This is a genomic window from Leptotrichia trevisanii DSM 22070 (assembly GCF_000482505.1).
GTDB classification, from domain to species: domain Bacteria; phylum Fusobacteriota; class Fusobacteriia; order Fusobacteriales; family Leptotrichiaceae; genus Leptotrichia; species Leptotrichia trevisanii.
Genome location: NZ_KI519444.1, coordinates 64,221 through 76,225, shown reverse-complemented (window position 1 = coordinate 76,225; position 12,005 = coordinate 64,221). Strand labels below are relative to the sequence as shown.

The following is a 12,005-nucleotide window of genomic DNA, read 5'->3' as shown; positions in this document are numbered from 1 at the left end:
CCACTTAACTGTGCGTTGTTGTAGACTGTAGAAAAAGCTCTTTCAATTTTGATAGGGCTTTTTTGCATTTTTGAGATAAAAGGGGGAAAAGGAATGGATAAGCCATTTAAAACTTTTAAGGAACAAGTTGAGATTTTAAATGGAGAAAACGGAGGTAAATTACGGGTAAAAACTGATGATGAAACAATTTATTGTTTAATGAGGTATAATTATTATTCCATTATAAATTTTTATAAAGAACCTTTTTTAAAAGGGAAAGATTTAAACGGAAATGATATTTATAAATTGGGAGTTCATTTTAATCATTTGAAAGCATTGTATGATTTTGATAAAAGTTTGAGAATGTTGTTTTTTGATGTTTTGACACAATTGGAAAGAGCTTTTAAAACGGCAATTGCATATTATTATTCAGAATGTTATACAAATAAAGAAAGTTATTTGGAACTTAATAATTATTACGTTGGAGTTAGAAATGAAAATATACATCTTATTTCACATTTAGTAAAAAAACTAAATTTTTTAAGAAATAACAAAAGCAATAGTATAATAAAGCATTATAGTACAACAAAAGACAATATACCATTTTGGATAGTAATTAATTTTTTTACATTTGGAGAAATGAGCAGATTTTATTTGATTTTGGAAAATAGAGTACAAAATAAAATAATAAGTCATTTTAGAAATTTGTATAAAAATGAGTACACAAATTTACCTAAATTAAATAATAATTTTATAAAAACTTTTTTACGGGCAAGTTCATTATTTAGAAACATAGCAGCACATAATGAAAGAATGTACGATTTTTCATCAAAAAATATTGTAAATATAAATAATATTATAGGTATAACAAATAATAAGAAACAAAAATTATTTACGATATACGAAGGACTTAAATTATTTTTATCAAAAGAAGAATATGAAAGTCTAACAAAAAAGTTACGAGAATTATTAAGTTTACTTGAACTTAAACTAAAAGATATTGATATAAATGATATTTTATATAAAATGGATTTTCCAAAAGATTGGCATAAATAGACATTACGATAAACTAATTTGATTGACAAAAGATATACTTTGTATGTATAATATATAAAAGGAAGTGATATTTTATGGCAACAGTTAATACAAGTATAAAGATAGATGAGGAAACTAAAAAAGAAGCACAGAAATTATTTAAAGATTTAGGATTAAGCCTTAGTACAGCAATTAATATATTTTTAAAACAGGCTATAAGAGAAAAAGGCATACCATTTTATATAAATTCTTTACCTGAAAATTCAGAATTGGCTCAAGCATTTGAAGAAGTTAAACAAATTAAGAAAAATCCTTCAAATTATAAATCCTACAGTAGTCCAGAAGAAATGTTTAAAGATGTCTTGGGAGAAGATTATGAAGGGTAAAAAAGAAGAGTATAAATATTCTATTATTCTTACTGGGAAATTTAAAAAACATTTAAAAAATCTAAAAAAACAGAAAAAAGATTTAAAATTATTAGAAAGTATAATCTCAATATTAGCAAAAGGAGAAAAACTTCCTCCTAAAAACAAGGATCATAAATTAGTCAATAATTATGATGGGGCAAGAGAATGTCATATAACTCCAGATTGGTTATTAATCTACGAGATAGTTGAAGATAAATTAATATTGATTTTATTAGCATCAGGTAGTCATAGTGAACTATTCTAAATTTTATATAAAATATGGGAGTTGATTGAAATAATATAAATTGGTAAAACAATTTTATCAAGAAAGGAAAACAAAAAAATGGAGAAAAAAATATATGAGGCAGTAAACTGGAACACACCAGAAAATGATTATGTGGAGATGTTTTGGGAGCAGAATTTGAAGCAGTTTTGGATTGATACGGAGTATATTCCGTCAAAGGATATTGATAGCTGGAATTCGCTTGAGCCTGCGATGAAATTGGCGTATTTGCACGTGTTGGGAGGATTAACGCTTTTGGATACGTTGCAGAGTCATACGGGGATGCCGAAGATTATTGATCATATTGAGTCATTGCAAAATCGTTCGGTACTTTCATATATGTGTATGATGGAAACGATTCATGCGAAGTCTTATTCGACAATATTTACAACAGTTGCGTCTACAAGGGAGATTAACGAAACATTCAGATGGGTTCAGGAAAATCCGCATTTGCAGTATAAAGCCAATAAAATTGATGGATATTATCAGAAAATGAATAATCCTGAGGCTTCAAAAAGGGAAATAGCGATGGCTCTGGCGGCTTCGGTTTATTTGGAAACATATTTGTTTTACAGCGGCTTCTTTTTACCGCTTTGGCTTGCAGGACAGGGAGAAATGGTTGCAAGTTGCGATATAATCAAGAAAATCATAGCTGATGAGTCGATTCACGGAGTTTTTGTCGGATTATTGTTCCAAGAATTATACAATTCTTTCAGCGAAGAGGAAAAAGCTGATATGAGGGCTGAACTGAAAAAATTGATGTACGACTTGTACGAAAATGAAGCAAGATATACTGATGAAATTTATGGGGATATTGGGCTTACGGGCGATGTGAAGGAGTACATCCGTTACAATGCGAACAAAGCCTTGATGAATCTAGGATTTGAAGAAGAATTTGAAGTGAAGAATGTAAATCCAATTGTGTTAAATGGTTTAAATGTGGAAACAACACAGCACGATTTCTTCTCGAAAAAATCTACGAATTATGAAAAGGCGTTGGAAGTGGTGCATTTGCATGATGATGACTTTAAGTTTGATGAAGAAGTGAATGCAGATGATTTGATTTAAGTTTGGAAACGTACGAAAATGAGAGCTTTAATTACTGGTTCTCATTTTTTTGAAAAAATATCCAAAAAGATTTTGAAAAAAGAGAAAAATGTGGTAAAATAAGTTTGTAGAAAAAATTCCTGCCATTATAAGAAATGAAAAAAAGGAAAGAAAATCCACTCAAAGCCAATAAAAATGCACGTTAGGAGTTACGGAAAATACTAAAAAGACGTCAAAAAATGATAAAAATCAGTCAAATAATTTCAATTTTAATGTCTGAAAAAATTGCTGTAACACTTATAAATAAAGGATTTTCGCAAAAGTACGGGTAAAAGTAGTATATCCATTAAAATAAGGATTGAAACTGCTAAATTAAATAGACCATTAGCGTATTTTTTAACAGGTAAAAGTAGTATATCCATTAAAATAAGGATTGAAACCGGTGGCAAGGTTAATAAGATGAAGCCGAAGGGAAACCGGTAAAAGTAGTATATCCATTAAAATAAGGATTGAAACGACATCGCAAATCTTGTGATATTCTTAGTAACTCTGTAGTAAAAGTAGTATATCCATTAAAATAAGGATTGAAACTTGTAATATACCCTTAAGGATGCTTTGAATTCAACAAAGGTAAAAGTAGTATATCCATTAAAATAAGGATTGAAACAAATGTATGGTTTATCTCTAACACTTTTTCTTCGACAGTAAAAGTAGTATATCCATTAAAACAAGGATTGAAACAACCTAAAAAAGATAATGGCTTCCAACACAACCGAAGTAAAAGTAGTATATCCATTAAAACAAGGATTGAAACGTATGAAAATTGATCTTTTTATGCCATTTTCTTGTAGTAAAAGTAGTATATCCATTAAAACAAGGATTGAAACAACCCATATCCTAACATATTACCTATACCAGTAATAACGTAAAAGTAGTATATCCATTAAAATAAGGCAAGCAATAATAGTCGTTGTGTAAAAAGCAATGATTATTTTTTTATAAAAAATAAAAAGTTGATAGAAAAATAGTAGAAAATAGAATAGAATTAAGCAAAATTTTTAAAAGTTTTAAAGATATTAGAAATAACATATCACATACATTGGAAGATAAGGCGGAAATTCAGGAAATTATTTCAAAAATTCCAGAAAATTTACAAAAATTGAGAGAAATATTTAAGAGGGAATATACAAATAAAATTCTGAAATCTAAAAACCTGCAATTACAGTCAACATATACTTATTTAGAAAAATTGACTGAAGAAGAGCGATTTGTGGAAATTGGAAGAATAGGATCCAATGGCATATATGATTTTTTATTTAAAGTACTTAATGCACAAAAATCAGGAGAAAATAAAAATATTTTAATCACAGTTATTTGGCTGTGATTTTTTTTTGAAAAAAATAGGTTAATAATGAAAAAAATTAAGTTTGAGGAAAAGAGTATAATGGTTTTGTAAATGAGAAGAGCAAAGAAAACTTGTATCCTATTGCTGAGAGTATGAAGAAAAATAAAAAAATAGATTCTGAAATTTATCTTGCGAAAATAACAAGAGAACAATTTGAAAAAGATTTTTTTAGAATGTTTGATTATGTTAGAAATGTTTTGGAAACAGATATTGAGGAGATTGATTTAGAAAGTGATTTGTATTGGGAAGGGTAAGGAACATTTATATTAAAGTTTAAAAATAGCAAGGATAAAAATTATATAACTCTTTTCTTTAATTTAAAGGATTGAAAAATTAGAATACTAAAGTGAAGAAACAGATTACTGGAAAATAAGATAATAATTGAGTTATTTTAATAAAAAATAGGTTATTTAGAAGTGATACTATTAGAATATAAAATAGAAAGAAGGGATTGATTATGAAACAAAATTTGTTGAAAGATATTGAGAATATTATTATGGGTCAAAAAATGGATGAAAAAGTAAGAGAAAAATTATTGGGAAATTTATTGAAATTGAAGAAACAAAAAATTAATTTGATGGTTACAGGTGCAACAGGATGTGGAAAGAGTAGCACAATAAACGCATTGTTTGGAATGGAAGTAGCAAGAATAGGAACAAGTGCAGATACAGAAACAATGGAAATTGAAAAATATGAACTAGATAATTTGGTAATATGGGACACTCCAGGATTAGGTGACGGAAAAGAAATAGATAATAAACATAGTAAAAAAATGATTGATAAACTTTATGAAAAAGATGAAAATGGTAATTTGTTAATTGATTTGGTTTTAGTGATACTGGATAGTGGAAGTAGAGATTTGGGAACAGCGTATGAATTGATAAATAATGTAATAATACCAAATTTAGGTGAGAATAAAAAAAATAGGATATTAGTGGCAATAAATCAGGCGGATGTAGCAATGAAGGGAAAATATTGGAATGAACAAGAGAATCGTCCTGAAAGTATTTTAAAAGAATTTTTGAATAATAAGGTGATATCGGTAAAAAGAAGAATAAAAGAAGCAACAGGAATAGAAGTGAAACCAATTTATTACAGTGCAGGATACAAGGAAGAAGGAGAATTACAACAAAAACCATATAACTTATCAAAATTATTATACTACATATTGCAATATACACCAGAAGAAAAAAGAGTAATTTATGCACAAAATTTGAACAAAGAAGAAGTAATGTGGAAAGATAGTGATGATTTGAAGGATTACAGAAAAGGCATTTTAGAAAGTGTTTTGGAGGTATAAAATGAAAGTAAAAATTGCATCAATCCAAAGAAACAGATATGAAGATGGGCCGGGAATTAGATTAACAGTATTTTTTCAAGGTTGCAATGTGAAATGTAAAGGCTGTCATAATAGTGAGATACAGGATATACGAAATGGTAAAGAATATGAAGTAAAAGAATTATGTGAAGAGATATTGTCATATAATTTGCCAGTAAAAAAAATTACTGTTTCAGGTGGAGAACCTTTAATGCAAGAGGAAGCCTTGGAAGAAAAGGAAAATTTTTCGGATAAAGCAATCAAAAATTTTATTCATTGAAAAATGGAGAAATTGTAAATGAAAGTTAGTCAAGCAAATGTAAAATAAAAAATGAGTCATTTGTAGAAAAAAATAAGTTAGAAAAAAAGATATAATATTTTTGTAAATGAGAGAGAAAGAAAATAAAGAGAATAAAAAATGGAGTGTGATGGGTTGTGGAAAATTTTAAACATTATAGAAAAACAGATATAGAAAAAAAATTAGAAAAAGCAAGATTTATGCCTTTGGACGTCATGATAACAGGAGTAACAGGAGCAGGAAAATCAACAACATTGAATACAATTTTTAAGAAAAATGTAGCAACAGTGGGTAATGGAGTGGATCCAGAAACAATAGATTTAGAATTTTATTCGTTAAATGATGTATTTAGATTGTGGGATACTCCAGGATTGGGAGATGGTATTAAAAATGATGAGATTCATAAAAGAAGATTGGTAAATTTATTGTATAAAACTTATTCATTAGATGGAAATGTTTATGGATGGGTAGATTTGGCGATTGTGGTACTGGAAGGATTGAACAGAGATATGGGAAGTACATATACATTGTTAAATGAAGTGATAGTTCCAAATATACAGGCAGACAGAATATTGGTAGTAATTAATCAGGCGGATATGGCAATGAAAGGCAGACATTGGAATAAAGAAACAAATAAACCAGATGAAACATTAGTAGAATTTTTGGAAAAGCAAGCGAGTTCAATACAAGATAGAGTAAAAGAAGCAACAGGGATAACAATAAGAAAACCAGTGTATTATTCAGCAGAATATGGGTACAACATAGAAAAATTGCTAGATTTCATAATAGATAATATGATTCTGGAAAGAAGGCCGTTAATAAAAGCATAATTTGAAAAATAGGTTATAAGAGTAAAAAAATGAGTTATGAAAAAATGCAATAATAGATTATGATAAAAAATTAATTTATGGAGGGATGAAAAATGGGAAGATTAATTAAAGAAAACGTAATGAAATATTATGAAGTAAAAATAAAAAGAAGTAAACAAATTTTAGGTAATAAATTAATGTGTTCAAGTAGAAAATAGAAAATAAGTTAAATTTTTGAAAAATGGATTATGTTTGAAATGCTATAATAATGAAAAATATGAATAAGGAAGAAGTAATGTGGACAGATAACGATGATTTGAAGGATTATAGAAAAGGTATTTTGGAAAAATTTGTGGAATCGGTGGCAAAGGGAGCAATGTTAGGTGGAGCTATAGGCGAGATATTAGGAAGTTTTGCAGGATTAGGAGGAATTGGAAGAATAGTAGGTTCAGTAGTTGGAGTAGGATTGGGAATAGCTGGAAGTTTGGTTAGTGGGGTTGTTGATTTTTTAGGCGGAATATTTTGATAAATAAATTAGGTAATTATAAAAGTAGAAGGTATAAGAGTTCAACAATAACAGCAGAGGTTCAAGATATTTTATCAAAAAGTAAAGAAAAAGTGATAAAGATTTTGAAAAAATAGATTACTAAATTAGTGTATAATAAATTTATAATAAATAAAAGGATGTGATGACAATGACAGGAATTGAAAAAGTAGTAGGAACAGCGGTAGTGGTGACAGCAGGAGTAGTAGCAGTAGCAGAAGGTATAAATCAGACAGTAAAATTGATGAACGAAACAGTTAATACAGCAGATGATATGTTTACAACAATGGGAAGGCAGAAGATTTTGGTAACAGCGTAAATGATTTTTGTAATGAAGTATCGAGTTTTTTTGACAGTTTAAGTTGGTAGGTTTTAGAAGATGTAGTAATCCTGCTTTAAAGAAAGTGTAATATTTTTCTAAATTTAAAGTGGGATTGCTATAATCTGTAAAGTAGCTGTAATTTTGATAAGAAAAAAATTGATTTTTAAAATTAATGAGGTAAAATGATAGGGAAATAAAAATTTAGAATGAAGAGGAGAAGAAATATGGCTAAGATATTGATAGCAGGATTAGGAAAAGGAATAAAAAAAGATGGGAAGTATAGAGAAACAAATTATAGTATAGAAAAAATAGACAAAGAGAATATAATTTATAAAAATGAAAGTTTTATAACTTCAGCATTAGAAAAACATTTTGAAATAGATAAAACAATTTATATAGGAACGGTTGGTTCAATGTGGGATAATTTGTACAGTTATTATTGTAATAAATATAATTTGAAGGAAGATGAAGATTATACTTTTGAATTATTAGAGGCTTCAAGTAATGCGACACAGGATTCTGAATTTTCTGAAATAAATATAAAAAAATTTAATGATATTTTTGAAGGAAAAGCTAGAATAATACTCACAAAATTTGGAATGAATACAAATGAAATATTTGAAAATTTTAATTTAATAATGGAAATAGGAAATATGCTTAATGATGGAGATGAGATTTATCTTGATATAACTCATTCTTTCAGGTCAAATGCGATGTGGATGTTTTTGGTTATAAATTATATTACAAATGTATTAGATAAAAATGTCGAAGTAAAAATGATTTCCTATGGAATGTTTGAAGCGAAATATAAAAAAGAAGTTATTGAAAATGGAGAAACAAAAGAAATAGAAATTAGTCCAGTAGTTAATTTAAAGGCATTTTTTGATTTAATGAAATGGATAAAAGGTGCAAATGAATTGAAAAATTATGGAAACAGCTACACAATTCTTGAGATGATTGACGATAAAGATGTAAATAAAAAAATAAGAACTTTTTCAGATTCATTAAACTTAAATTATTTAGGAACTATAAAGAGAAATTTAGAATCAATAAAAAGAATTATGGATAAGATAGACTCAATAGAAGGACCTGGGAAATTGATAATTCCTAACATAGTAAAAGATTTTATTGAAATATTTGGAAATATAGAAAAGGAATATGAGTTTTTATTTAAAATAGCAGAATGGAATTTTAATCAAAAAAGATATGCAATGGTAGCAATAAATATAAATGAAGGATTAAGAGAGTTTGTAGCGGGTATTTTAGAAATAAAAGATAGAGTGTCAGATTTTAATGATGAAAATAGCGGAATATTTAAATATTTTAAAAAAATAAGACAATCAATTGAATATAAGCCTAACAATACAAAAGGAACATTTGATAAAAAAGAAGAAAAAATATATAAAATATTTGAACATACAAGAAAAATAAGAAATGAGATAGCACATTCAAAAGGTGAAAAAGATACCGCAATAAACGATGTTGAAAGTTTAAAAAATTATGTTAAAGATATTGATACAATTATAAGTGATAAAGGATTTATAAAGTATTTAAAATTGAAGTATAATGTTTAACGATACATTAAATCTTCTGGATAATTATGTAAGTTTGAAAATATAATGAAATAAATATTAGTTACAAGGGGCCTTGGCCCCTTGTTGAAGATAAAGAAGGAAATTTAAAGAGATATTTTTTTAGTTTTACTTAAATACAATATGGTTGTTATAAAAGAAAAATATTAAAGAATGGAAAGGACAAGAAGAAAAATGGGAAATACAGTTACTAGAAATGAATTAAGAGAAAGAGTGAGAAAAATATTGGTAGGAACATTACTTAATGAAGAAGAAAAAGTATCGGATAATTTGCTTGATACAGTGATAAAGTATTACTTTCCGAAACAGGAAAAAAATATAATTAACGGAGAAGAGAAATGGATACCTAAAAAACAAAAAGTAATTCCTGAAGAAGAAAAATTTTTAGAGAGGGGTTACGAGGATTTAATAAAAAAAGAAAGAGAAAAAATAAGCGGTGAAATAGATATAAATAAAGTGAAGGTTATAGTTTCAGCATTTAGTTTATCGCCAAAAAATAGTTTGTTGGAAGAATATCCTTTTGAAAAAGATTTGAGAATATTTGATAATATAGAAAAAATTTATTTATTTTATACGAAAGAAACTGAATATAAATTTGAAAGCTACAAAAATAATTGTAAATTTAATGAAAAAATAGAAGGTGTAGAAATTGATGGAAGGACAGTTGATGAAACTTATAAAAAGTTAAGAGAATTAGTTTTAAAAAATAAAATAAATAAAGACAGTACAATTTTGGATATGACTTTGGGAATGAAAACCATTTCAATTGCATTTTATAGAATTGCTGTGGAAAGACAATTAAAGGCAGTAAACTGGAATGAAAAATTTTTAAGCAGTTATACAATGATAAATGAAAATGAATTTGTTGAGAATAAGAACGGAGGAACTCCAAGAATAGCATTATCAGCAAAGTTGAGTTTGATGAAGGAACCGATAAAAGAATCGGCGAGAATTTATTCAAGAATTAATGATAGCATACGAAGAGGAAATTTTGAAGCAGTTGGAAATTTGTATGAAATCAATGGAAATAATGATATGGCATTTTTTTATAAAGAATTGGACACAATTTTTAATGCAGATAAAATTATTAAATATAATAATTTTGAATATTTTTATGAAGATGTTGAAAAACTTTTGGATATAATTTTAGCAAAAAGCAGAGAGTTTAGTAATATGGAAATATCAAAAGTTAAAAAGGGAGTTGCTTATTTAGCAAATTTAGTTTGGATTTTTTCTAGTCGAAAAAAAGGAAAGGATAGCAAATTTAAATTATCAGAAAGTGATTTCGTTGAAAATAATTTCTCTGATTTTAGAAGGGGTGAAGAAAATGGAATAGATTTAGAAGACAGAGAAGAATGGGATGATTCTTTAGAAGAAATAATGATATATTTGAAATTTAAATATGTAATTTTAACGAATAAGCCGTATTTTTATTTTGAAAGAATTGTAAATGATATGAAAAAAAGCCAGATAGATGACAATATACAAGAAAAAATTAGAAAATATATAGAAGAATCAGAAAAAGAAAGTAAAAAAATTTCTTTAGAAAAAATTTATAAATTGATGTTCTCAAAGAAATATAATTTTTATGAAGAAATTAAAAAATATGATATGGAAAGTACATTGTTAGAAATATTAGAAAATAGTCTAAGTTATAAAAATGGAATTTTAATAATACCGATAAAATCTGAATATAATTTGGAAGCATTTACTCTAAAAATAAATTTTAATGAAGAAAAAGGCTTGAAAAATATATTAAAATTAAGAAATTTTGAAGTTCCTATTAAATATGAACCAGTACACGAATTATTGAGAGAAATAGAAATAAAAGGATATGATAGTACAGTAACAAGTGATAAAATAGAAAAAATTTTTAAAAAAGTTGAAAATCCAAATCAAAGTATTACTAAATTTAAAGATGTAATTAAAAATATAAATGAAGTGATAAAGGAAAAATTAAAAAAAGAAGCAAAAAATGAAAATAAAAAAATCGAAATTAAAATTCCAGATTTTATTGAAATGAATAATGCAAAAAAAGATTATTCAGTAAGAATTTCAGATAAATGGAAAATTTAGAAAACAAAAGGAGATGGACTATGGAGAAAAAGGTATTATTAGTATTTTCACACCAATTAACAGAAAATCAGGAAAAAGAATTAATTGAAGAATATGGAGTAAAACAAATCGAAAGTTTGCCAGAAGAATTGCAAAATATGTGGTCAAATGTTTCAATAAAAAAAGATTACAAAGAAAATTTGGAAAAAATAAAAAAATTTGTTAAAGAAAATTTCGGCAAGAAAGATATAATTTTGATACAAGGCAACTGGGGGTATACTTATAATCTTGTAAAATGGTCAATAGAAAACGGATTAATTCCTGTATATAGTTATACTGAAAGAAATGTTGAAGAAATAAAAGATGGCGAAAACGTAAAGAAAATAAGTTATTTTAAGCATGTAAAATTTATTGAATATGAATAAAATATTTAAAGAAATGTGAAAGAATTGTTTCAAATTTTTTGGAGCAATTTCTTTTTTTGAAAAAAAGGTTAATATTGTAAAAAAATAAGTTATAAAAATAAATTATAATTATGATGTAAAAAAGAGATGAAAGAAACAAGAATAAGTTATTTATAAAAAACAGTTAAACAAAAAAGTAGATTTTTTTAAATTGAGAAGTAAAATTAAAATAAAGAGGAAAAATTTGGGATAAAAACAAAGAAAAATAGGTTATATGGAAGTGGTAAGATATTAATGTAAAAAATAAGGATTAGATTTTAGAAAATATAATTTAAATAATCAAAAATTTTATTCAATAGAAAAGGAGAGATTGTAAATTTAACGAATGATCAGTCAGGTGGAATAGGATTTATTAATATTGATAGCGATTTGGCAGAGTTTGTGAAGGAAATTTCAGAAGAAAAAGTTAGAAAATCTCATTTTAAATGTGAATAAAAATAAGTTATT

14 protein-coding genes are annotated in these 12,005 nt (G+C 26.4%); all 14 read left to right on the top strand.

Features of this window, described 5'->3' with window-relative positions; genetic code table 11:
* The first annotated feature begins 93 nt into the window (after positions 1-93).
* Positions 94-1,035 carry an Abi family protein gene (locus tag K324_RS0111560; RefSeq protein WP_026749264.1) on the top strand — a complete coding sequence of 314 codons (942 nt, stop codon included), beginning with the start codon at positions 94-96 and terminating at the stop codon, positions 1,033-1,035.
* A 74-nt stretch (positions 1,036-1,109) separates the two neighbouring features.
* Entirely contained in the window at positions 1,110-1,400 is a 291-nt protein-coding gene (locus K324_RS0111555) for a type II toxin-antitoxin system RelB/DinJ family antitoxin (RefSeq protein WP_026749263.1), read from the top strand.
* Entirely contained in the window at positions 1,390-1,686 is a 297-nt protein-coding gene (locus tag K324_RS0111550) for a type II toxin-antitoxin system YafQ family toxin (protein WP_021770172.1), read from the top strand. Before K324_RS0111555 ends, K324_RS0111550 begins: the two co-directional genes overlap by 11 nt.
* A 78-nt stretch (positions 1,687-1,764) precedes the next feature.
* Positions 1,765-2,772, top strand: a complete 1,008-nt coding sequence (gene nrdF / locus K324_RS0111545; protein ID WP_036095732.1) for a class 1b ribonucleoside-diphosphate reductase subunit beta — start codon at positions 1,765-1,767, stop codon at positions 2,770-2,772.
* Positions 2,773-3,850: 1,078 nt separating this feature from the next.
* The gene (locus tag K324_RS0111530) at positions 3,851-4,135 is read left to right on the top strand and encodes a hypothetical protein (protein WP_026749261.1); all 285 of its coding nucleotides are present in this window, start codon (positions 3,851-3,853) and stop codon (positions 4,133-4,135) included.
* A gap of 113 nt (positions 4,136-4,248) precedes the next feature.
* Entirely contained in the window at positions 4,249-4,410 is a 162-nt protein-coding gene (locus tag K324_RS0111525; RefSeq protein ID WP_155282859.1) for a hypothetical protein, read from the top strand.
* A gap of 203 nt (positions 4,411-4,613) precedes the next feature.
* Positions 4,614-5,456 (top strand): GTPase family protein, encoded by an 843-nt coding sequence (locus K324_RS14905; RefSeq protein ID WP_051354461.1) that lies wholly within the window; start codon positions 4,614-4,616, stop codon positions 5,454-5,456.
* A gap of 1 nt (position 5,457) precedes the next feature.
* Positions 5,458-5,754 (top strand): 4Fe-4S cluster-binding domain-containing protein, encoded by a 297-nt coding sequence (locus tag K324_RS14900; protein ID WP_036095739.1) that lies wholly within the window; start codon positions 5,458-5,460, stop codon positions 5,752-5,754.
* Between the two features lie 155 nt (positions 5,755-5,909).
* Positions 5,910-6,602, top strand: coding sequence for a GTPase family protein (locus K324_RS0111510; RefSeq protein WP_026749259.1), 693 nt, complete (start codon positions 5,910-5,912; stop codon positions 6,600-6,602).
* A 247-nt stretch (positions 6,603-6,849) separates the two neighbouring features.
* Positions 6,850-7,107, top strand: coding sequence for a hypothetical protein (locus K324_RS0111500; protein WP_146998720.1), 258 nt, complete (start codon positions 6,850-6,852; stop codon positions 7,105-7,107).
* Positions 7,108-7,276: 169 nt separating this feature from the next.
* Complete coding sequence (locus K324_RS15875; protein ID WP_156906999.1) at positions 7,277-7,444, top strand: hypothetical protein; 168 nt, start codon at positions 7,277-7,279, stop codon at positions 7,442-7,444.
* Between the two features lie 227 nt (positions 7,445-7,671).
* On the top strand, positions 7,672-9,021 hold the full coding sequence (gene csx2, locus K324_RS0111485) for a TIGR02221 family CRISPR-associated protein (protein ID WP_026749257.1): 1,350 nt from the start codon (positions 7,672-7,674) through the stop codon (positions 9,019-9,021).
* A 192-nt stretch (positions 9,022-9,213) separates the two neighbouring features.
* Positions 9,214-11,115 (top strand): hypothetical protein, encoded by a 1,902-nt coding sequence (locus tag K324_RS0111480; protein WP_169720585.1) that lies wholly within the window; start codon positions 9,214-9,216, stop codon positions 11,113-11,115.
* A 20-nt stretch (positions 11,116-11,135) separates the two neighbouring features.
* Entirely contained in the window at positions 11,136-11,519 is a 384-nt protein-coding gene (csx20, locus tag K324_RS0111475) for a CRISPR-associated protein Csx20 (RefSeq protein ID WP_026749255.1), read from the top strand.
* Positions 11,520-12,005: the final 486 nt, after the last annotated feature.

Excerpts from the sequence above, each read along its gene's own strand:
- K324_RS14905 (WP_051354461.1), top strand. The coding sequence starts at position 4,614 with ATGAAACAAAATTTGTTGAAAGATATTGAGAATATTATTATGGGTCAA.
- K324_RS0111525 (WP_155282859.1), top strand. The coding sequence starts at position 4,249 with ATGAAGAAAAATAAAAAAATAGATTCTGAAATTTATCTTGCGAAAATA.
- K324_RS0111500 (WP_146998720.1), top strand. The coding sequence starts at position 6,850 with ATGAAAAATATGAATAAGGAAGAAGTAATGTGGACAGATAACGATGAT.
- K324_RS0111480 (WP_169720585.1), top strand. The coding sequence starts at position 9,214 with ATGGGAAATACAGTTACTAGAAATGAATTAAGAGAAAGAGTGAGAAAA.
- K324_RS0111550 (WP_021770172.1), top strand. The coding sequence starts at position 1,390 with ATGAAGGGTAAAAAAGAAGAGTATAAATATTCTATTATTCTTACTGGG.
- K324_RS0111555 (WP_026749263.1), top strand. The coding sequence starts at position 1,110 with ATGGCAACAGTTAATACAAGTATAAAGATAGATGAGGAAACTAAAAAA.
- K324_RS15875 (WP_156906999.1), top strand. The coding sequence starts at position 7,277 with ATGACAGGAATTGAAAAAGTAGTAGGAACAGCGGTAGTGGTGACAGCA.
- csx20 (WP_026749255.1), top strand. The coding sequence starts at position 11,136 with ATGGAGAAAAAGGTATTATTAGTATTTTCACACCAATTAACAGAAAAT.
- nrdF (WP_036095732.1), top strand. The coding sequence starts at position 1,765 with ATGGAGAAAAAAATATATGAGGCAGTAAACTGGAACACACCAGAAAAT.
- K324_RS14900 (WP_036095739.1), top strand. The coding sequence starts at position 5,458 with ATGAAAGTAAAAATTGCATCAATCCAAAGAAACAGATATGAAGATGGG.
- csx2 (WP_026749257.1), top strand. The coding sequence starts at position 7,672 with ATGGCTAAGATATTGATAGCAGGATTAGGAAAAGGAATAAAAAAAGAT.
- K324_RS0111560 (WP_026749264.1), top strand. The coding sequence starts at position 94 with ATGGATAAGCCATTTAAAACTTTTAAGGAACAAGTTGAGATTTTAAAT.